Genomic DNA, 20256 nt, shown 5'->3' on the forward strand with positions numbered 1-20256 from the left:
GCGGCCCCTGACACGTCGCTCGCGGCCCCGTGCGCCCGTGCGGTTCAGTCGGTGATCGCCTGGTGCACCAGGCGCCGGAGGTCCGGGTTGAGCTTCAGGGTCTTCGGCCGGACCTGCGTGTAGAACTGCACGGTCAGATCGTGGCGGGGATCGACCCAGAAGGTCGTGGACGCCGCCCCGCTCCAGCCGAAGGTGCCCTGGCTCATGGGCGCGAGGGTGCGGGCGGGGTCGATCGCCACGGAGACGCCGAGGCCGAAGCCGAGCCCGTCGTTGTTGGGTTCGTCGTGGGCCGGCTTGCTGCCGAAGGCGCGCAGGTCGACGCCGCCGGGAAGGTGGTTGCTGGTCATCAGGTCCACCGTGCTGGGAGCCAGCAGCCGGACGCCGTCGAGTTCGCCGCGGCGGCGCAGCAGCTCCATGAAGCGGTGCATGTCGTGGGCGGAGGCCACCATGCCGCCGCTGCCGGACAGGAAGCGGGGCCGGCCGGACAGCGGCAGGCCGGCGATCGGCTCGATGCCGCCGTCGTCCTTCTCGCCGTACAACTCGCCCAGCCGGTCCGCCTGGTCGTCGGGTACGCAGAAGCCGGCGTCGCTCATCCCGAGCGGTTCGAAGATCCGCTCGGCGAAGAAGGCGTCGAGGGGTTGGCCGGACACCACCTCGATCACCCGGCCCAGCACGTTGGAGGAGACCGAGTAGTTCCACTCGGTGCCGGGCTCGAACTGCAGCGGCAGGCTCGCGTACACGTCGACCGTCTCGGCCAGCGTCGAGCCCGGCACCACGGACGAGTCCAGACGGGCCTCGCGGTAGCGGGCGTCGACCGGGTGGGAGTGGTAGAAGGCGAAGGTCAGGCCACCGGTGTGGGTCATCAAGTGACGTATCAGCAGCGGACTCTCGGCGGGCCGGGTCACCATGTCGGCGCCGGAACCGCTCACGTACACCCGCGCGTCGGCGAACGCCGGCAGGTGCCGGGCGACCGGGTCGTCCAGCGACAGCCTGCCCTCCTCCACCAGGGTCAGGGCGGCCACCGCCGTGACGGGCTTGGTCATCGAGTAGATCCGCCACAACGTGTCCGTCTCGACGGGCAGTTGTGCCGCGAGGTCGCGCTGCCCGTGCGCCGTGAGGTGGGCGACGCGCCCGCCGCGGGCGACGGACACGAGGAAACCGGGCATGCGCCCCTCGTCGACGTAGTGGGCGAAGTGCTGGTCGAGGCGGTCCAACGCCTTCACATCCAGTCCGACCTCACCCGGGTCGACCTCTTGCCGCAAGCGTGCCATGGCTGTCCTCCGATCGCGTTCGTCGAGGTGCGGTCCGGCATACCCCGCCGGACCGGCCTCCGCTCTCATCGTCGCGCAGGAACGGCCGGACGTCCGCCCGGTTGACCTTGACCGGACGGCGTGGCGCGGAAACGTCCTGCCAGGACCGCCCCCGCCACGGCGAGGAGGGCGAGCAGCGTCAGCGGCACGGCCTGCCCCATGAGCGGTGTCACGACGGCCACGCCCAGGGCCGGCCCGACGTTCATCGCGGTCTGCTGGAGCCCGCCCGCCACCCCCGCCGACTCGACGGGACTCTGGTGGATCACGGCGTGGGTGGCCGCCACCATGACGGTGCCGAAACCGGCCCCGAGCAGGGCGGCCCCGGCGCCCAGGGCGAGCGTGCCGGACGCCCGCGACAGCACCAGGATCCCGGCGGCGAACACCACCATCGCGGCCACCGTGGTCCGGCGGGCCCCCGCCCGGCGCAGCGCCATCGGGCAGAGAGCGGCGGCGGCCACCATCAGCACCGCCAACGGCAGGCAGCGCAGGGCGCTTTGGAGGGGATCGAGGCCGAGCCTGTCCTGGAGGACGTAGGTGGCGACGAACAACGTGCCCGACAGGGCGGCCGACGCGGTGACCAGGACGCCGAGGGGTGCGCCGGGGACGGCACGCTGGATCAGCGGGCTCGCGGTCCGGCGCTCGTGGCGCACGAGGACGGCGCCGGCGACGGCGGCCACCGCCGGACCGGGCCACCATCGGGCGGTGGCGAGCGCGTGGACGAGGCAGCCCAGGGTCACCGCGAGCAGGACGGCTCCGGGCAGATCCAGCCGGACCCGGCCGGCGCGCTCCGGCTCCCGCACGGCGAGCGCGAGGGCGCCGAGGACCAGCGCGGGCCCGACGTTGAGGAAGAACACCGCCCGCCACCCGGCCCCGGCCACCAGCACCCCGCCCACCAGCGGCCCGACCGCGGCGGACACCCCGATGGCCGCGGTCCGCAGCGCGATGGGCCCCCGGAGCCGGTCGGCCGGGTAGGCGGCCCGCAGCATGCCGAGCGTGGCGGGTTGCAGCAGCGCCCCGAACACGCCCTGGACGACCCGCAGTCCGATCACCCAGCCGATGCCGGGCGCCAGCCCGATGCCCGCCGACGCGGCCCCGAAGCCGAGCATGCCGATGCCGAACAACCGCCGGTGTCCGTAGCGGTCACCGAGCCTCCCGGCGAACACCAACAGGCTCGCCACCGCGACGAGATAGCCGGTGCTGGTCCACTGCACCTGCGCGAAGGACGCGTCCAGATCCTTGTGCAGCGTGGGCTGGGCGATGGTCAGGACGGTGCCGTCGAGGGCGACGATCACGGCTCCGGTGACGCTGCCGACGAGGACGAGGCGGGGCTTCACGCGTCCTCCTGGCCGAGGTGGGCGTCCAGGGCGGACCGCAGCAGGGGCGCGAAGTCGGTCGCTCCCGTGGCGAGTTGGAGGCTGCCCCAGCTCCACAGCTGGGCGATGCCGTGCAGGTTCGCCCACCAGGCCCCCGCGACCAGGCGGGCGTCCGCGTCCGGGCGGGCCTGGGCGATCAGCTCCACCAGACGTCCGAAGAGCGGCAGGCTGGTGTCCCGCAGGCCCAGATGGCCGCTCTCCAGCAGGTCGTGACGGAACATCAGCTCGTACATGCCGCGGTTGTCCAGCGCGAACTCCAGATACGCCCGCCCCAGCGAGGTCAGTTGGGCCCGGGGGCTCGCGGTACCGTCACCGGCTGCCGTCGCCGCCCGCTGTGCCAGCTCGGCGAAGCCCCGGCGGGCGATGGCCGACAGCAGCTCCAGGTGGGTGGGGAAGTGGCGGCGTGGCGCGCCGTGGGAGACCCCCGCCCGGCGGGCGATCTCCCGCAGTGTCAGCGCCTGCACGCCCTCGCGGGCGACCAGGTCCACGCCGACCTCGACCAGCCGGGCCCGCAGCCCGGTCCCGGGTTCATCCATGGACACTGTCTACCAGGCGGCCGTAGACAGTGTCTACCCGTGCTCCTGGGTGGGGAATGTCCGCACCCCGTGCGCCGGTTGACCCAGACATGACTCAGGACGCGACGCAGAACGCACTGCTCGGGCTGCTCTCCGAGGGACACGGCGGGGTGCTGGTCACCCTCAAACGCGACGGCCGACCCCAGCTGTCGAACGTCAGCCACGCCTACTACCCGGACGAGCGGATCATCCGTATCTCGATCACCGACGGCCGGGCCAAGACCCGCAACCTGCGGCGCGATCCGAGGGCCTCGTACCACGTGACCGCCCCCGACCGCCGTGCCTACACGGTCGCCGAGGGCACGGCCGAGCTCTCGCCGGTCGCCCAGGACCCCTACGACGAGACGGTCGAGGAACTCGTCCGCCTCTACCGCGACGTCCTGGGCGAACACCCCGACTGGGACGACTACCGTGCCGCGATGGTCCGTGACCGGCGGTTGGTGGCGCGGGTGAAGGTGGAACGGGCGTACGGGATCCCGGCCGGGGCGAACCGGGGCTGACGGCGCGCACCTGCCCCGCCGGCGCGCACCCGCCCCACCGGCGCGACGGCCCCGGCGGGGCGAGGCGCGGGCGTCACGCGCCGGAGCGCCGGGCCGGGAAGCCGTGGACGCGCGCCCCTACGACCACCGCGAGCACCGGCAGCAGCAGCACCAGCACGCTCCACGGGAACGCTCGCGCGCCGAACAGCCCGAGCAGCGCCCCGCCGACCGCGCCGCCGCCCGCCATCGCCGCGTTCCACAGCGTCACCAGCATCGCCTGGGCGGCATCGGCCTGTTCGCCGCCCGCGTCCGCCACCGCGGTCTGGAGCAGGGTCGGGGCACCGCCCCAGCCGAGACCCCACAGCGCGGCGGCGGCGTACACGAGGACCTGGCTGTCGGCGAAGCCGGCCAGCAGCGCGGCCGCCCCGCCGATCAGCAGAGTGCTCGCCACGGTCAGGGCCCGCAGCCGCCGGTCGATGTGCGCGCCGACGACCCAGATGCTCACCAGCGAGGCGCCGCCGAACACCAGCAGCACCAGATCCGTGGCCCCGCCGAGGCCGAACCGGTCCAGGAACGTGGCGATGTAGGCGTACAGCACGGTGTGCGCGAGGACGAGGACCAGCGTCACGAAGAGGACCGGTGCCACCCCCGGCACCGCGAGCACCCGCGCCGTCGGGACCCGGCGGCCGGGCTCCTGGCCGGGCCGGTCCGGCACCAGCAGCGCGATCCAGCCGAGCAGCACCACGGCGACCGCGGTCATCAGCGCGAACGCCGTCCGCCAGCCCAGTGCCCCGCCCAGGAACGTCCCCGCGGGCACACCCACCGACAGCGCCACCGGCACACCGGTCATGACGACCGCGACGGCCCGGCCCTGGAGCGGGGCGGGGACCAGCCGCCGGGCGTAACCGGCCAGCAGCGCCCAGGCGAGACCGGCGGCCACGCCTGCGAGGAACCGGGCCGCCATGGTGAGTGCGTAGTGCGCGGAGACGGCGGTGACCGTGTTGGCCACGGCGAACCCGGCCATCGCCGTGAGCAGCAGCCGCTTGCGCCGCCAGCCGGCCGTCGCCGCGGACAGCGGGATCGCGGTGAGGGCGGTACCGACCGCGTAGACGGTCACCGCCTGTCCCGCCGCCGCCTCGCTCACCGCCAGATCCCCGCTCATCGCGGGCAGCAGCCCGGCCGGGAGGGTCTCGGTGAGGCTGGTGACGAAGACGGCGGTGGTGAGGGCGAGGAGTGCGGGCAGGGGCAGGCCGCGGGTGCGCGCGGCGGATGTGGTGTCGGTGGTTGCCATGCCGGGAGGGTCGGCCCTGACACCGGTGTCAGGTTCAAGGGCCCCTCCGCGCGCCCCGGCCGCTCCGCGCGCCCCGGCCGCTCCGCGCGCCCCGGCCGTCCCTGAATTCGGCCGGTGCGCGCGGAGCCCTCCCCTCCCCGGTTCGGGCGCGCCCGCGGCGGGGCTGTTCTTTTCTGCTCGTTCCGGCCGATGTTCTTGCCGAGAACGTCAACTGTCAACGGGATCGACGAGGTTCGCGCCGACTGCTGTCACCCGTGAGCAGGAGCGTCCCGTTCAGCCGCCGACGTACTCCGCGAGGTGCTCGCCCGTGAGGGTGGAACGCGCCGCGACCAGGTCGGCCGGGGTGCCCTCGAAGACGATCCGGCCGCCGTCGTGGCCGGCGCCGGGGCCGAGGTCGATGATCCAGTCGGCGTGCGCCATGACCGCCTGGTGGTGCTCGATGACGATGACCGACTTCCCGGAGTCGACCAACCGGTCGAGCAGGCCCAGCAGTTGCTCCACATCGGCGAGATGGAGGCCGGTCGTCGGCTCGTCGAGGACGTAGACCCCGCCCTTCTCGCCCATGTGGGTGGCCAGCTTCAACCGCTGCCGCTCGCCGCCCGACAGCGTGGTCAGCGGCTGGCCCAGGGTGAGGTAGCCGAGCCCGACGTCCGCGAGCCGTTCGAGGATCTTGTGCGCGGCCGGCGTGCGCGCCTCGCCCGCCCCGAAGAACTCCACCGCCTCCGACACCGGCATCGCGAGCACCTCGCTGATGTCCCGACCGCCGAGGCGGTACTCCAGCACGGCCGCCTGGAACCGCTTCCCCTCGCACTCCTCGCAGGTGGAGGCCACCCCGGCCATCATCGCCAGGTCGGTGTAGACGACGCCCGCGCCGTTGCACGTCGGGCACGCGCCCTCGGAGTTGGCGCTGAACAGGGCCGGCTTCACCCCGTTGCCCTTGGCGAACGCCTTGCGGATCGGCTCCAACAGCCCGGTGTACGTGGCCGGGTTGCTGCGCCGGGAGCCGCGGATGCCCGTCTGGTCCACCGTGATCACCCCGTCCCGCCCGGACACCGAGCCGTGGATCAGGGAGCTCTTGCCGGACCCGGCGACCCCGGTGACGACGACCAGCGCGCCGAGGGGGATGTCGACGTCGACGTCCTGGAGGTTGTTGGTCCCGGCACCGCGCACCGAGAGCACCCCGGACGGCTCGCGCACCGACTTCTTCAGCGCGGCCCGGTCGTCCAGGTGCCGGCCGGTGAGCGTGTCGGCGGCCCGCAGCCCCTCGACGGTGCCCTCGAAGACCACCTCGCCGCCCGCGGAGCCGGCGCGCGGGCCGAGGTCCACGACGTGGTCGGCGATCTCGATGGCCTCCGGCTTGTGCTCGACGACCAGCACGGTGTTGCCCTTGTCGCGCAGCTGGAGCAGCAGCTCGTTCATCCGGCGGATGTCGTGCGGGTGCAGCCCGATCGTCGGCTCGTCGAAGACGTACGTGACGTCGGTGAGGGAGGAGCCGAGGTGGCGGATCATCTTGGTGCGCTGCGCCTCACCGCCCGACAGGGTGCCCGAGGGGCGGTCCAGGCTGAGGTAGCCGAGGCCGATCTCGACGAACGAGTCCAGCGAGTGGCCCAGCGAGGCCAGCAGGGGTGCCACCGACGGGTCCTTCAACTCCCGTACCCAGGCAGCCAGATCGTCGATCTGCATGGCGCAGACGTCGGCGATGTTCTTCCCCTTGATCTTCGACGAGCGCGCCTCGGCGCTGAGCCGGGTGCCCTCGCACTCGGGACAGGTCTGGAAGGTCACCGCGCGCTCCACGAAGGCGCGGATGTGCGGCTGGAGGGCGTCGACGTCCTTGGAGAGGAAGGACTTCTGGATCTTGGGAACCAGACCTTCGTAGGTCAGGTTGATCCCCTCGACCTTGATCTTGGTCGGCTCCTTGTACAGCAGGTCGTGCAGTTCCCGCTTGGTGAACCTGCGGATCGGCTTGTCGGGGTCGAAGAAGCCGCTGCCCCGGAAGATCCGGCCGTACCAGCCGTCCATGCTGTAGCCGGGGACGGTCAGCGCGCCCTCGTTGAGCGACAGGCTCTCGTCGTACAGCGCCGTGAGGTCGAAGTCGCTGACCGAGCCCATGCCCTCGCAGCGCGGACACATGCCGCCGAGCCGGTGGAAGGTGGCCTTCTCCGCCTTGGTCTTGCCGCCGCGCTCCACGGTGATCGCACCGCTCGCCGAGACCGAGGGCACGTTGAAGGAGTACGCGTTGGGCGGGCCGATGTGCGGTGTGCCGAGCCGGCTGAACAGGATGCGCAGCATCGCGTTGACGTCGGTGACCGTGCCGACGGTCGAGCGGGCGTTGGCGCCCATCCGCTCCTGGTCGACGATGATCGCCGTGGTCAGACCGTCCAGGACGTCGACCTCGGGCCGCGCCAGCGTCGGCATGAACCCCTGGACGAAGGCGCTGTACGTCTCGTTGATCAGCCGCTGCGACTCCGCCGCGATCGTGTCGAACACCAGGGAGCTCTTGCCCGAGCCGGAGACGCCGGTGAACACCGTCAGCCGGCGCTTGGGGATCTCGATGCTGACGTCCTTGAGATTGTTCTCGCGCGCGCCGTGCACACGGATCAGATCGTGGCTGTCGGCGGGGTGCGGCTCGGACGACCGTCCGCTCGTCGGCTCGGCCATGCTCATCGTCTCTCCATCGTTCGGGGCGGGCCGCCCGGGCGGCCTGTCGTCGCTGTCGCCTGGTTCGATCTCACCGGCTGGGAGCATTAGGTCTGATTTCCCCGCGGGAACAAAGGGTTCCGGGGCGTTTCGCGCCTGATCAGTCGCGTTCCTGGAAACGCGCCAGGGTGCCCGCGGGGGCGCGGAAGGCGGGGGCGCGCACGCGGGGAGAGGTCCATGGACCCCACGCTAGGCGTAGGCCCGGGCCGGGCGCTTCTCGATAACTGACCGGCCGCGACCGGCCCGGCGCGCGGACCCCCAGGGCGGCGGCCGGTCCGCCGTCGACCGGCCGAGCGGTACGACACCGTACGCGCCCCGAACCGGCCGGCAGTGACGAGTGGGTCTCCCCCCGACCAGCGCGCCGAGCCCCCGGAGCCAGTGCGGCGTCCGGGGGCTCAGGGGGCCGGGAGCGGGGTGTCAGGCGGTGACGGTCTCCCGGTCGGCCGCCGTGTCCGGGGTGCGCTCGCCGAGGTGCTCGGTGGCGATCCGATGGGTCTCCCGGGCCGTGAGGGCGGCGATGACCGGCGGCACGCACAGGGCGGCCGTGAACAGGGCGACCGCCGCCCAGTCGTCACCGTCCGGTCCGGCGATCCGTGCGGCGAACGTGACCGCGAAACCGGCCACCGCGAAGCCGATCTGGGTGCCTATCGCCATGCCCGACAGACGGACGCGGGTCGAGAACATCTCGCCGTAGAAGGACGGCCAGACACCGTTCGCGGCGCTGTAGACCACACCGAAGGCGAGGACGCCCAGCAGCAGGGTGAGGGGGTAGTTGCCCGTGGAGATCGCCCACAGGTACAGGAACATCGCGATCGCACTGCCGACGGCGCCGATCAGATAGACCGGGCGGCGGCCGATGCGGTCCGAGAGCGTGGCCCACGCCGGGATCGCGCCGAGGGCGACCAGGTTGGCCAGCGCGCCCACCCACAGCATCGAGGAGCGGCTCATGCCGACCGAGTCGCTCGTGGCGTACGCCAGCGCCCACACCGTGAAGATCGTCGAGACCGAGGCGATCAGCGCGCCCGCGACGACCCGCAGCACGTCCGCCCAGTGGTGGCGCGCGAGGACCGCGAGCGGCATCTTCACGACGCCCTCGGTGGCGCTCTGCTGGGCGAAGGCCGGGGTCTCCTCCAGCCTGCGGCGGATGACGTAGCCGACGACGGCGACGGCGATGCTCAGGAAGAACGGGATCCGCCAGCCCCAGGACAGCAGTTGGTCCTCCGGGAGCGCGGCGATCGGGATGAAGGCCAGCGTGGCGAGGAGTTGGCCGCCCTGGGTGCCGCTGAGGGTGAAGCTGGTGAAGAAGCCGCGCCGGTGCGCGGGCGCGTGTTCCAGCGTCATGGAGTTCGCGCTCGCCTGCTCACCGGCGGCGGAGATGCCCTGGAGGACGCGGCACAGCACCAGCAGGACCGGTGCGAGCGAGCCGACCTGGTCGCGGGTGGGCAGACAGCCGATGAGGAACGTCGACAGGCCCATCAGGATCAGCGTGAAGACCATGATCTTCTTGCGGCCGAGCTTGTCGCCGAAGTGGCCCAGGAAGAGCGCACCGACCGGACGGGCGGCGTAGGCCACCCCGAATGTGGCCAGCGACAGCAGGGTCGCGTTGGCCGGGTCGGACTCGTCGAAGAACACCTTCGGGAAGATCAGCGCGGCCGCGCTGCCGTAGATGAAGAAGTCGTAGTACTCCAGCGCGCTGCCGATCCAGGCGGCAGTGGCCGCCTTCCTGGGCTGCCCGACGGCTTCGGCGGGGACGGACGACACGGGGTGCTCCTTCGGGGGGACTCCGACGCAGGCGGAGTGAGCGGCGGGGAGGTGGTGCCGAGTCCCGGGGGGTGAGGGGGTCGGCCGCGCCGGGCGGCGGAGCGTCCACCGCTCCGGGCCCGGCTAATTAACCCACTGGATAGTTAGTAGTGGTTGGCTACGGATGGTGCGCGCCCCTGCCCCGCCTGTCAAGGGGTTCCGTCGGCCCCCTCAGTCGGCCGCGCGGTCCGCCGTGAGATACGCGATCACCATGTCGCCCAGCATGTTCCGGTAGTGCTCGCGCTGCGCGGGGTCGACCAGGTCGCGGCCGAACAGGGCGCCGAAGGTGTGCCGGTTGGCGACCCGGAAGAAGCAGAAGGAGCTGATCATCGCGTGCAGGTCGACGGCGTCCACGTCGGCCGTGAACAGGCCGGACTCCTGCCCGGCCGCCAGGATCCGGCGGATCACGTCCAGCGCGGGCGAGCCGATCCTGCCGAGCTCCTCGGAGGCCGCGATGTGCTCGGCCTCGTGGATGTTCTCGATGCTCACCAGGCGGATGAAGTCGGGGTGCTGCTCGTGGTGGTCGAAGGTGACCTCGGCCAGCTTGCGGATGGCCGCGACCGGGTCCAGGTGCTCGACGTCCAGCTCCTGCTCGGCCTCGCGGATCACGCCGTACGCCCGCTCCAGGACGGCCGTGAAGAGCTGCTCCTTGCCGCCGAAGTAGTAGTAGATCATCCGTTTGGTGGTGCGGGTCCGGGCGGCGATGTCGTCGACGCGGGCCCCGGCGAAGCCGGCCCGGGCGAACTCGTGGGTGGCCACGTCGAGGATCTCGGCCCTGGTGCGCGCGGCGTCACGGGTGCGCCCGCCTGATGCTGCCGGTTCTTCGACGCTGGTCATCGGCTTCCTTCGGTGTGCGGCCAGTGCCGCGATTCTAGAAGCCCGCCGCCCCGCGGGACGGGGGAGGGCTTCCCAACCGCGCCGACCGGGTGCTATGACTAACTCACTAGTTCGTACATTAGCGAGCCGCTCAGGAGGTCCATCCGTGGCCAAGGACTCGTATCTCGTCGGGCTGATCGGCGCGGGCATCGGCCCCTCGCTCAGCCCGGCACTGCACGAGCGGGAGGCCGACCGCCAGGGGCTGCGCTGCCTGTACCGGCTCATCGACATCGACGTCCTCGGTGTCGGCCCCGAGGCGGTCGGCGAATTGCTGCGGTCCGCCCACGACACCGGCTACGACGGGCTCAACATCACCCACCCCTGCAAGCAACTCGTCATCGAGCACCTCGACGCGCTCTCCCCGCAGGCCGAGGCGCTCGGCGCGGTCAACACCGTGGTCTTCGAGGACGGCCGGGCCGTCGGCCACAACACCGACGTGACTGGCTTCGCCGCCTCCTTCGCCCGCGGTCTGCCGGACGCACCGCTGGAACGGGTCGTGCAGCTGGGCGCGGGTGGCGCCGGCGCGGCCGTCGCGCACGCCACCCTCACCCTCGGCGCCGGACGGGTCACCGTCGTGGACGCGCTGGGCGACCGGGCCGCGGATCTCGCCGGGGCGCTGAACCGCCGCTTCGGCGCCGGCCGGGCCACCCACGCGACCCCCGACCGGCTGCCGGAGCTGCTCAGGAGCGCCGACGGGATCGTCCATGCCACCCCCACCGGCATGGCCGCCCATCCCGGTCTCCCCTTCGCGGCCGACCTCCTGCATCCCGGCCTGTGGGTCGCCGAGGTCGTCTATCGCCCCCTGGAGACCGAACTCCTGCGCGCCGCCCGCGCGACGGGCTGCGCCACGTTGGACGGGGGCGGGATGGCCGTGTTCCAGGCCGCGGACGCGTTCCGCCTGTTCACCGGGCGGGAACCCGATGTCGCGCGGATGCTCGCGGACATCGCCGAACTGGCCGGTGCCGTCGGGACCCCGAAGTAGAGACGCAGCAGGAAGAGGTACCCACGTGCGGACATCCATCGCCACCGTCTCCCTGAGCGGCTCCCTCTCCGAGAAGCTCACGGCCGCCGCCCGGGCCGGCTTCGACGCGGTGGAGATCTTCGAGAACGACCTCCTCGCCAGCCCCCTCACCCCCGAGGAGATCCGCGCCCGCTGCGCCGACCTCGGCCTCGGCATCGACCTCTACCAGCCGATGCGGGACATGGAGGCGGTGCCCGAGGAGCAGTTCGCGGCCAATCTGCGCCGCGCCCGCCGCAAGTTCGAGCTGATGCGGCGCCTCGGGGCCGACACGGTCCTCGTCTGCTCCAGCGTCCACCCCCTCGCGGTGGACGACGACGCGCTCGCCGCCGAGCAACTGGGCCACCTGGCCGACCTGGCGGGGGAGTTCGGGATCCGGGTCGCCTACGAGGCGCTGGCGTGGGGTCGGCACGTCAGCACCTACGACCACGCCTGGCGGATCGTCCGGACGGCGGACCATCCGGCGCTGGGCACCTGCCTGGACAGCTTCCACATCCTGTCCCGCGGGTCCGACCCGAAGGGCATCGAGGACATCCCCGGTGAGAAGATCTTCTTCCTCCAGCTCGCCGACGCTCCGCTGCCCGCGATGGACGTCCTCCAGTGGAGCCGCCACCACCGCTGCTTCCCCGGGCAGGGTGGTCTCGACGTGACGGATCTCGTCCGCCGTGTCCTGCGGACGGGCTACGACGGTCCGCTCTCCCTCGAAGTCTTCAACGACGTCCACCGGCAGTCCGAGGCCGGCCCCACCGCGGTGGACGCGCACCGCTCGCTGCTGGTGCTCCAGGAAACCGTCGGCGTCTGGACACCGCCCGCCGCCGTGGTCCCCACGGGTGTGGCCTTCGCCGAACTGCTCACCCCGGACGCCGCACCCGTCACCGCGCTGCTCGGCGCGCTCGGCTTCACCCGGACCGCCCGCCACCGCAGCAAGCCGGTGGACCTGTGGGAGCAGGGGGAGGCCCGGCTGCTGGTCAACACCGGCCCGACCGGGCGCCGCGACGGCACCGGGCTCGCCGCGATCGGCCTGGAGTCCCCGGACCCCCGGGGCGCTGCCCGCCGAGCGGAGGCCCTGCTCGCGCCGGTCCTGCCACGCCGCCGCGCCGCCGAGGACGCCCCGCTGGAGGCGGTGGCGGCGCCCGACGGCACGGAACTGTTCTTCTGCGCCACCGACCGCGCCCAACTGCCCAACTGGCGGGCGGACTTCGCGGCCGTGCCGCACGAGCCGGCGGGGCTGGGTCCGCAGCAGGGACCGGGGCCGGCGTACGCGGGTGCGGTGCGGCGCATCGACCATCTCGCCCTGGTGCAGCCCTGGCACCAGTTCGACGAGGCGGCGCTGTTCCACCGCAGCGTGCTCGGGCTGCACGCCCAGGAGAGCGTGGACGTCGCCGACCCGTACGGCCTGATGCGCAGCCGTGCGGTGACGAACACCGACGGCAGCGTCCGTATCGTCCTGAGCGTCGGGGCGGCGCCCAGCGACGACACGGTGCACGCCCAGCACCTCGCGTTCGCCACCGACGACGTGGTGGCGGCGGCCCGTCGCTTCCGGGACGCGGGCGGCCGCCTGCTGCCGATCCCCGCGAACTACTACGACGACCTCGCCGCCCGCTTCGAGTTCGCCGACGGGGAGCTGGAGACCTACCGCGCACTCGGCATCCTCTACGACCGCGACGCCTACGGAGAGTTCCGCCACTGCTACACCCGCACGGTGGGCCGCGTCTTCCTCGAACTGGTCCAGCGCGACGGGTACCGGGGCTACGGCGCGCAGAACGCGCCGGTGCGGCTCGCGGCACAGCACACGGTCACGGCCGGCTGACGGCCCGGGCCACCGCGTCAACCCCCTGGCAGCGCAGGGGTGTTGGTGACGCGGTGGCCCGGGCCGTGGTTCAGTCGCTCACGGTCGCGTGTTCCACTCGGCGAGGACCGGTCGGCCGTGTTCCGTGGACAGTCGGCTGACCGTGCCGGTCGCCAGCTGGAACAGCCGTCCGTCCGCCGGGGGGAGGCCGAGCTTGCGGGCGGTGACCACCCGCAGGAAGTGGGCGTGCGCCACGAGGACCACGTCCCCGTCGGGCAGCGCCTTGTCCACCCGGGCCAGCACCCGGTCGGCGCGTGCGCCGACCTCGGCGGGCGACTCACCGGGATGCCCCTCGGGGCCGGGCGGCACGCCGTCGGTCCACAGGTACCAGTCGGGCCGGGTCCGGTGGATGTCGACGGTGGTGACGCCCTCGTAGCCGCCGTAGTCCCACTCGTGGAGCTCGTCCCAGGGCGACACCCCGGCCAGGCCCGCGAGTTCGGCGGTGCGCAGGGCGCGGCTCAGCGGACTGCTGAGCGCGAGAGCGAAGGCGCGCCCGGAGAGGTACGGGGCGAGGGACTTGGCCTGTTCCTCGCCGTGTGCGGTGAGGGGCAGGTCGGTCCAGCTGGTGTGCCGGCCCGACACGCTCCACTCCGTCTCCCCGTGGCGGACCAGCAGAAGATCCCCCACGGCGCGCCTACTTCGCGGACTCGACCGCGTGGCCGCCGAACTGGTTGCGCAGCGCCGCGATCATCTTCATCTGCGGCGAGTCGTCCTGACGGGACGCGAACCGCGCGAACAGGGAGGCCGTGATCGCGGGCAGCGGCACCGCGTTGTCGATGGCCGCCTCCACGGTCCAGCGGCCCTCGCCGGAGTCCTCCGCATAGCCGCGCAGCTTGTCCAGGTGCTCGTCCTCGCCGAGGGCGTTCACGGCCAGGTCCAGCAGCCACGAGCGGATGACCGTGCCCTCCTGCCAGGACCGGAACACCTCGCGGACGTCGGTCACCGAGTCGACCTTCTCCAGCAGCTCCCAGCCCTCGGCGTAGGCCTGCATCATCGCGTACTCGATGCCGTTGTGGACCATCTTCGCGAAGTGCCCGGCGCCCACCTTGCCCGCGTGGACGAAGCCGAAGTCGCCCTCGGGCTTGAGCGCGTCGAAGACCGGCTGCACCTTCGCGACGTGCTCGGCGTCGCCGCCGACCATCAGCGCGTAACCGTTCTTCAGGCCCCACACGCCGCCGGAGACACCGGCGTCGACGAAGCCGATGCCCTTGGCGCCGAGCTCCTCGGCGTGCTTCTCGTCGTCCGTCCAGCGGGAGTTGCCGCCGTCCACGACGACGTCGCCCGGCTCCAGCAGTTCGGCCAGCTCGTCGACCGTCGACTGGGTGGGGGCGCCGGCCGGCACCATCACCCAGACCACGCGCGGGCCGTCGAGCCGGTCCACGAGTTCGGCGAGGCTCGCCACGTCGGAGACCTCGGGGTTGCGGTCGTAGCCGATGACGGTGTGCCCGGCGCGGCGGATCCGCTCGCGCATGTTCCCGCCCATCTTGCCGAGGCCGATCAGTCCGAGCTGCATGTCAGTGCACTTCCTTGAGTTCGCGGTAGGCGGCCACGAGGGCGGCGGTGGACGCGTCGAGGCCGGGGACCTCGGCGCCTTCGGTGAGGGCGGGTTCGACCCGCTTGGCGAGGACCTTGCCGAGCTCGACGCCCCACTGGTCGAAGGAGTCGATGTTCCAGACGGCGCCCTGGACGAACACCTTGTGCTCGTACAGCGCGATCAGCTGGCCCAGCACGGACGGGGTGAGTTCCTTCGCCAGGATCGTCGTCGTCGGGTGGTTGCCCTGGAACGTCTTGTGCGCCACCAGTTCCTCGGGCACACCCTCGGCGCGCACCTCGTCGGGCGTCTTGCCGAACGCGAGGGCCTGCCCCTGGGCGAACAGGTTGGCCATCAACAGGTCGTGCTGCGCCTTGAGTTCGTCGCTCAGCTCGTCCACCGGACGGGCGAAGCCGATGAAGTCCGCCGGGATCAGCTTGGTGCCCTGGTGGATCAACTGGTAGTACGCGTGCTGCCCGTTGGTGCCGGGGGTGCCCCACACCACGGGACCGGTCTGCCAGTCCACGGGCCGGCCGTCACGCTGCACCGACTTGCCGTTGGACTCCATGTCGAGCTGCTGGAGATAGGCGGTGAACTTGGACAGGTAGTGGCTGTACGGCAGCACCGCGTGCGACTGGGCGTCCAGGAAGTTGCCGTACCAGATCCCCAACAGGCCCAGGATCAGGGGGGCGTTGGCCTCGGCGGGCGCGCGCAGGAAGTGCTCGTCGACGATCCGGAAACCGTCGAGCATCTCCCGGAAGCGGTCCGGGCCGATGGCGATCATCAGGGACAGGCCGATCGCCGAGTCGTAGGAGTAGCGGCCGCCGACCCAGTCCCAGAACTCGAACATGTTGTCCGGGTCGATGCCGAACTCGGTGACCTTGCCGCCGTTCGTCGACAGCGCCACGAAGTGCCGGGCGACCGCCTTTTCGTCGCCGCCGAGGCCCGCCAGGAGCCAGGAGCGGGCCGAGGTGGCGTTGGTGATCGTCTCGATGGTGGTGAAGGTCTTGGACGCGACGATGAACAGCGTCTCCGCCGGGTCCAGGTCGCGCACCGCCTCGTGCAGGTCGGAGCCGTCGACGTTGGAGACGAAGCGGAACGTCAGCTCGCGGGCCGTGAAGGCGCGCAGCGCGTCGTACGCCATCGCGGGGCCCAGGTCCGAGCCGCCGATGCCGATGTTGACGACGTTCCTGATGCGCTTGCCGGTGTGGCCGGTCCACTCGCCGGAGCGGACCCGGGTCGCGAAGTCGGCCATCTTGTCCAGCACCGCGTGCACCTGCGGTACGACGTTCTCGCCGTCGACCTCGACGACCGCGTCGGCCGGGGCGCGCAGCGCGGTGTGCAGGACCGCCCGGTCCTCGGTGAGGTTGATCCGCTCGCCCCGGAACATGGCGTCGCGCAGGCCGAACACGTCGGTGGCGGTGGCCAGTTCGCGGAGCAGCGCCATCGTCTCGTCGGTGATCAGGTGCTTGGAGTAGTCGATGCGCAGATCGCCCACGCGTACGACGTACCGCTGCGCGCGAGCGGGGTCGGCCGCGAACAGCTCACGCAGCTGGGGGCGCCCCTCGGCGCGGTGGTCCTCCAGCGCGGTCCACTCGGGCCGCCGGGTGAGGTGGGGGGTGTCGGACATCAGCGGTTCTCCTTGCCGGTCTGGCCCCGCAGGGCGACGGCGTACATCTCGTCCGCGTCGAGGCGCCTGAGCTCCTCGGCGATGAGTTCGGAAGTGGTGCGGACCTTCAGCGCGAGGGTGCGCGGGGGCTGGCCGGGCAGGGACAGCGTGGCCAGCGGGCCCTCGGGGCGGTCGATGACGATCTCGCCGCCCGCGGTGCCCAGACGGACGGCGGTGACAACCGGACCGGCGCTCACCACGCGTTCCACGCCGACGCCGAGGCGGGCCTCCAGCCAGCGGGCCAGCAGTTCGGCGGCCGGGTTCTCCTCCTCGGCCTCCACGGCCGCCGAGGTGATCTTCTCCTTGGCCTGGTCGAGGGCGGCGGCCAGCATCGAACGCCAGGGGGTGAGGCGGGTCCAGGCGAGGTCGGTGTCACCGGGCGCGTAGGAGTCCTTCCGGGCCGCCAGGACCTGAAGGGGGTTCTCCACGGCGTACAGGTCGGTGATCCTGCGCTGTGCCAGGGCGCCCAGCGGGTCCTTCGACGGGTTCTCCGGGGCCTCCACCGGCCACCAGACCACCACGGGGGCGTCGGGCAGCAACAGCGGCAGGACGACGGAGTCGGCGTGGTCGGACACCTCGCCGTAGGTCCGCAGCACGACCGTCTCACCGGTGCCGGCGTCGGCGCCCACCCGGACCTCGGCGTCCAGCCGCGAGGACTGGCGGTCGCGCGGGGTGCGGGCGTGCCGCTTGATGACGACCAGGGTGCGCGAGGGGTGCTCGTGCGAGGCCTCCTCGGCCGCCTTGATCGAGTCGTAGGCGTTCTCCTCGTCCGTGACGATGACCATCGTCAGGACCATGCCCACGGCCGGGGTGCCGATGGCGCGGCGCCCCTGCACCAACGCCTTGTTGATCTTGCTTGCCGTGGTGTCGGTCAGGTCGATCTTCATGGCCTGCGCCAGCTCCGTCCGTCTCGTGCGAGCATCTCGTCGGCTTCCTCGGGGCCCCAACTGCCCGACGCGTACTGCGCGGGCCTGCCGTGCTGGGCCCAGTACGCCTCGATCGGGTCGAGGATCTTCCAGGACTCTTCCACTTCCTGGTGACGGGGGAAGAGGTTGGCGTCGCCCAGGAGGACATCCAGGATGAGCCGCTCGTACGCCTCCGGGCTGGACTCGGTGAACGACTCGCCGTAGGCGAAGTCCATCGACACGTCCCGGATCTCCATCGAGGTGCCCGGCACCTTGGAGCCGAACCGGACCGTCATGCCCTCGTCCGGCTGGACCCGGATGACGATGGCGTTCTGGCCGAGTTCCTCAGTGGCCGTCGAGTCGAACGGGGAGTGCGGGGCGCGCTTGAAGACGACCGCGATCTCCGTCACCCGGCGGCCGAGCCGCTTGCCGGTGCGCAGATAGAACGGGATGCCCGCCCAGCGCCGGTTGTCGACCTCCAGCTTGATGGCCGCGTACGTGTCGGTCTTCGACTGCGGGTCGATGCCCTCCTCCTGGAGGTACCCGGGCACCTTCGCGCCGCCCTGCCAGCCCTCGGCGTACTGCGCAAGCACGGTGTGCTTGCCGATGTCCTCCGGCAGCCGCACCGACTTCAGCACCTTGAGCTTCTCGGTGAGCAGCGACTCGGCGTCGAAGGCGATGGGCTCCTCCATGGCGGTCAGCGCCATGAGTTGCAGGAGGTGGTTCTGGATGACGTCACGGGCGGCGCCGATGCCGTCGTAGTAGCCGGCCCGGCCGCCGATGCCGATGTCCTCGGCCATGGTGATCTGTACGTGGTCGACGTACGACCGGTTCCAGATCGGCTCGTACATCTGGTTGGCGAAGCGCAGCGCCAGGATGTTCTGGACCGTCTCCTTGCCGAGGTAGTGGTCGATCCGGAAGACCTGGTCCGGCTCGAACACGTCGTGCACGATGCGGTTCAGTTCCCGCGCGCTGGCGAGGTCGCTGCCGAACGGCTTCTCGATGACCGCCCGCCGCCAGGAGCCCTCGGGGGCGTTCGCGAGGCCGTGCTTCTTCAGCTGCTGGACGACCTTGGGGAAGAACTTCGGCGGTACCGAGAGGTAGAAGGCGTAGTTGCCGCTGGTGCCCCGGGAGGCGTCCAACTCCTCTACGGCGTCACGCAGTTGCTTGAACGCCTGGTCGTCGTCGAAGTCGCCCGGGATGAACCGCATGCCCTCGGCGAGCTGCTGCCAGACCTCCTCGCGGAACGGGGTCCGGGCGTGCTCGCGCACCGAGTCGTGGACGACCTGGGCGAAGTCCTGGTCGGCCCAGTCCCGGCGGGCGAACCCGACGAGCGAGAAGCCCGGCGGCAGCATGCCGCGGTTGGCCAGGTCGTACACGGCCGGCATCAGCTTCTTGCGGGACAGGTCACCGGTGACACCGAAGATGACGAGCCCGGAGGGTCCGGCGATGCGGGGGAGCCGGCGGTCCTGGGGGTGGCGGAGCGGGTTCTCCCAGTCCGGCTCGGAGGCCGCGACGGTCTCGGCGGCCGCCGCGAGGGCCTTGGCGGCGGCGTCCTCGGGGGTGGCGGCCTGCGCGTCGGGAGCCGCGGCCGCGGACGTCGCGATCGCGGAAGCCTCGGGGGCGGGAGTCTCGGTCGTGGCAGCCTCGGCCGCAGGAGTCTCGGTCGTGGAAGCCTTGGGCGTAGCGGACTTGGGCGTGTTCGGCTTGGGCGCGGGCGTCCTGGTCATGCCGACTCCACCCCCTTGGCGTCCAGCGACTTGGCGACGGCGGTCAGCAGGTCGTTCCAGGCCGCCTCGAACTTGGCGACGCCCTCGTCCTCCAGCTGCTGCACCACCTCGTCGTAGGAGATCCCGAGCGCCGCCACGGCGGCCAGGTCGGCGCGCGCCCGGTCGTAGCCGCCGGTGACGGTGTCGCCGGTGATCTCGCCGTGGTCGGCGGTGGCGTTCAGCGTCGCCTCGGGCATCGTGTTCACGGTGCCGGGCGCGACCAGCTCGTCGACGTAGAGGGTGTCCTTGTACGCCGGGTCCTTGACGCCGGTCGAGGCCCACAGCGGGCGCTGCTTGGTGGCGCCGGCGCCGGCGAGGGCGGTCCAGCGCTCGCCGGTGAAGACCTCCTCGTACGCCTCGTAGGCGAGCCGCGCGTTGGCGAGGGCCGCCCGGCCCTTGAGGGCGAGCGCCTCGTCGGTGCCGAGAACGGTCAGCCGCTTGTCGATCTCGGAGTCGACGCGCGAGACGAAGAAGGAGGCGACCGAGTGGATGGCGGAGAGGTCCAGGCCCCTGGCGGCGGCCTTCTCCAGACCGGCCAGGTAGGCGTCCATGACCTCGCGGTAGCGCTCCAGCGAGAAGATCAGCGTGACGTTGACGCTGATGCCGAGGCCGATGACCTCGGTGATCGCCGGGAGGCCGGCCTTGGTCGCCGGGATCTTGATCATCACGTTGGGGCGGTCGACGAGCCAGGCGAGCTGCTTGGCCTCGGCGACCGTCGCCGCGGTGCGGTGGGCCAGACGCGGGTCGACCTCGATGGAGACCCGGCCGTCCCGGCCGCCCGTCGCGTCGTGGACCGGACGCAGGACGTCGGCGGCCGCGCGGACGTCGGCGGTCGTCATCATCCGTACGGCCTCGTCGACCGTCACCCCGCGCACGGCGAGGTCGGTCAGCTGCTCCTCGTAGCCCTCTCCGGAGCCGATGGCGGCCTGGAAGATGGACGGGTTGGTGGTGACGCCCACGACGTTCTTGGTCGTGAGGAGTTCGGCGAGGTTCCCCGACTCGATCCGCCCGCGCGAGAGGTCGTCCAGCCAGATGGAGACACCTTCGTCGGACAGGCGCTTGAGTGCTCCCGCGGTAGCGGTCGCTTCGGTCACAGTGATCATCTTCTTTCTGG

The 20256-nt window shown here is 71.9% G+C and carries 16 protein-coding genes; 3 read left to right on the plus strand and 13 right to left on the minus strand.

Translation table 11 applies throughout. The annotated features are described in order from the left end of the window. Nucleotides 1-44: 44 nt before the first annotated feature. From ACH41F_RS10660 to ACH41F_RS10670, 3 genes are all read right to left on the minus strand, one after another. Nucleotides 45-1271 (minus strand): serine hydrolase domain-containing protein, encoded by a 1227-nt coding sequence (locus ACH41F_RS10660; protein ID WP_398834345.1) that lies wholly within the window; start codon nt 1269-1271, stop codon nt 45-47. A 65-nt stretch (nt 1272-1336) separates the two neighbouring features. After that, nucleotides 1337-2644, minus strand: coding sequence for an MFS transporter (locus ACH41F_RS10665; RefSeq protein ID WP_398834347.1), 1308 nt, complete (start codon nt 2642-2644; stop codon nt 1337-1339). Next, on the minus strand, nt 2641-3219 hold the full coding sequence (locus tag ACH41F_RS10670; protein ID WP_391235506.1) for a WHG domain-containing protein: 579 nt from the start codon (nt 3217-3219) through the stop codon (nt 2641-2643). Before ACH41F_RS10670 ends, ACH41F_RS10665 begins: the two co-directional genes overlap by 4 nt. A gap of 89 nt (nt 3220-3308) precedes the next feature. On the opposite strand from ACH41F_RS10670, the gene ACH41F_RS10675 reads away from it, so the two are divergent. Then, nucleotides 3309-3758 (plus strand): TIGR03618 family F420-dependent PPOX class oxidoreductase, encoded by a 450-nt coding sequence (locus ACH41F_RS10675; RefSeq protein WP_391235503.1) that lies wholly within the window; start codon nt 3309-3311, stop codon nt 3756-3758. A gap of 73 nt (nt 3759-3831) precedes the next feature. On the opposite strand, the gene ACH41F_RS10680 is transcribed toward ACH41F_RS10675, so the two are convergent. The 4 genes from ACH41F_RS10680 to ACH41F_RS10695 form a co-directional block, all read right to left on the minus strand. Beyond that, complete coding sequence (locus ACH41F_RS10680) at nt 3832-5028, minus strand: MFS transporter (protein ID WP_398834350.1); 1197 nt, start codon at nt 5026-5028, stop codon at nt 3832-3834. 273 nt (nt 5029-5301) lie between these two features. Next, nucleotides 5302-7692, minus strand: a complete 2391-nt coding sequence (locus ACH41F_RS10685; protein WP_398834352.1) for an ATP-binding cassette domain-containing protein — start codon at nt 7690-7692, stop codon at nt 5302-5304. A 450-nt stretch (nt 7693-8142) separates the two neighbouring features. Continuing rightward, nucleotides 8143-9486, minus strand: a complete 1344-nt coding sequence (locus tag ACH41F_RS10690) for an MFS transporter (RefSeq protein WP_391235494.1) — start codon at nt 9484-9486, stop codon at nt 8143-8145. Between the two features lie 210 nt (nt 9487-9696). Beyond that, nucleotides 9697-10362 carry a TetR family transcriptional regulator gene (locus ACH41F_RS10695; RefSeq protein WP_391235490.1) on the minus strand — a complete coding sequence of 222 codons (666 nt, stop codon included), beginning with the start codon at nt 10360-10362 and terminating at the stop codon, nt 9697-9699. Nucleotides 10363-10507: 145 nt separating this feature from the next. On the opposite strand from ACH41F_RS10695, the gene ACH41F_RS10700 reads away from it, so the two are divergent. Beyond that, nucleotides 10508-11383 (plus strand): shikimate dehydrogenase, encoded by an 876-nt coding sequence (locus ACH41F_RS10700; RefSeq protein ID WP_391235487.1) that lies wholly within the window; start codon nt 10508-10510, stop codon nt 11381-11383. Between the two features lie 25 nt (nt 11384-11408). Beyond that, complete coding sequence (locus ACH41F_RS10705) at nt 11409-13229, plus strand: bifunctional sugar phosphate isomerase/epimerase/4-hydroxyphenylpyruvate dioxygenase family protein (protein WP_398834355.1); 1821 nt, start codon at nt 11409-11411, stop codon at nt 13227-13229. Nucleotides 13230-13307: 78 nt separating this feature from the next. On the opposite strand, the gene ACH41F_RS10710 is transcribed toward ACH41F_RS10705, so the two are convergent. Genes ACH41F_RS10710 through tal form a run of 6 tightly spaced genes read right to left on the minus strand, consistent with a single transcriptional unit; the run spans nt 13308 to nt 20245 of the window. Next, nucleotides 13308-13895, minus strand: coding sequence for a histidine phosphatase family protein (locus ACH41F_RS10710; RefSeq protein ID WP_398834357.1), 588 nt, complete (start codon nt 13893-13895; stop codon nt 13308-13310). Nucleotides 13896-13902: 7 nt separating this feature from the next. Beyond that, nucleotides 13903-14781, minus strand: a complete 879-nt coding sequence (gene gnd / locus ACH41F_RS10715; protein ID WP_391235478.1) for a phosphogluconate dehydrogenase (NAD(+)-dependent, decarboxylating) — start codon at nt 14779-14781, stop codon at nt 13903-13905. 1 nt (nt 14782) lies between these two features. Then, on the minus strand, nt 14783-16429 hold the full coding sequence (gene pgi, locus ACH41F_RS10720) for a glucose-6-phosphate isomerase (RefSeq protein ID WP_398834359.1): 1647 nt from the start codon (nt 16427-16429) through the stop codon (nt 14783-14785). Next, the gene (opcA, locus tag ACH41F_RS10725) at nt 16429-17355 is read right to left on the minus strand and encodes a glucose-6-phosphate dehydrogenase assembly protein OpcA (RefSeq protein WP_391235471.1); all 927 of its coding nucleotides are present in this window, start codon (nt 17353-17355) and stop codon (nt 16429-16431) included. Before opcA ends, pgi begins: the two co-directional genes overlap by 1 nt. Then, complete coding sequence (zwf, locus tag ACH41F_RS10730; protein WP_398834362.1) at nt 17352-19103, minus strand: glucose-6-phosphate dehydrogenase; 1752 nt, start codon at nt 19101-19103, stop codon at nt 17352-17354. Before zwf ends, opcA begins: the two co-directional genes overlap by 4 nt. After that, the gene (gene tal, locus ACH41F_RS10735; RefSeq protein ID WP_398834364.1) at nt 19100-20245 is read right to left on the minus strand and encodes a transaldolase; all 1146 of its coding nucleotides are present in this window, start codon (nt 20243-20245) and stop codon (nt 19100-19102) included. The genes zwf and tal overlap by 4 nt, the downstream gene beginning before the upstream one ends. Between the last annotated feature and the right edge of the window lie 11 nt (nt 20246-20256).

Origin of the sequence: Streptomyces sp. NPDC020489, from assembly GCF_044386545.1 — a bacterium.
Lineage (GTDB): Bacteria > Actinomycetota > Actinomycetes > Streptomycetales > Streptomycetaceae > Streptomyces.

Bases quoted from the DNA above. Each gene is read 5' to 3' on its own strand.
- ACH41F_RS10660 (WP_398834345.1), bottom strand. From the start codon at position 1,271: ATGGCACGCTTGCGGCAAGAGGTCGACCCGGGTGAGGTCGGACTGGAT.
- ACH41F_RS10670 (WP_391235506.1), bottom strand. From the start codon at position 3,219: ATGGATGAACCCGGGACCGGGCTGCGGGCCCGGCTGGTCGAGGTCGGC.
- ACH41F_RS10675 (WP_391235503.1), top strand. From the start codon at position 3,309: ATGACTCAGGACGCGACGCAGAACGCACTGCTCGGGCTGCTCTCCGAG.
- ACH41F_RS10680 (WP_398834350.1), bottom strand. From the start codon at position 5,028: ATGGCAACCACCGACACCACATCCGCCGCGCGCACCCGCGGCCTGCCC.
- ACH41F_RS10685 (WP_398834352.1), bottom strand. From the start codon at position 7,692: ATGAGCATGGCCGAGCCGACGAGCGGACGGTCGTCCGAGCCGCACCCC.
- ACH41F_RS10695 (WP_391235490.1), bottom strand. From the start codon at position 10,362: ATGACCAGCGTCGAAGAACCGGCAGCATCAGGCGGGCGCACCCGTGAC.
- gnd (WP_391235478.1), bottom strand. From the start codon at position 14,781: ATGCAGCTCGGACTGATCGGCCTCGGCAAGATGGGCGGGAACATGCGC.
- pgi (WP_398834359.1), bottom strand. From the start codon at position 16,429: ATGTCCGACACCCCCCACCTCACCCGGCGGCCCGAGTGGACCGCGCTG.
- opcA (WP_391235471.1), bottom strand. From the start codon at position 17,355: ATGAAGATCGACCTGACCGACACCACGGCAAGCAAGATCAACAAGGCG.
- zwf (WP_398834362.1), bottom strand. From the start codon at position 19,103: ATGACCAGGACGCCCGCGCCCAAGCCGAACACGCCCAAGTCCGCTACG.
- tal (WP_398834364.1), bottom strand. From the start codon at position 20,245: ATGATCACTGTGACCGAAGCGACCGCTACCGCGGGAGCACTCAAGCGC.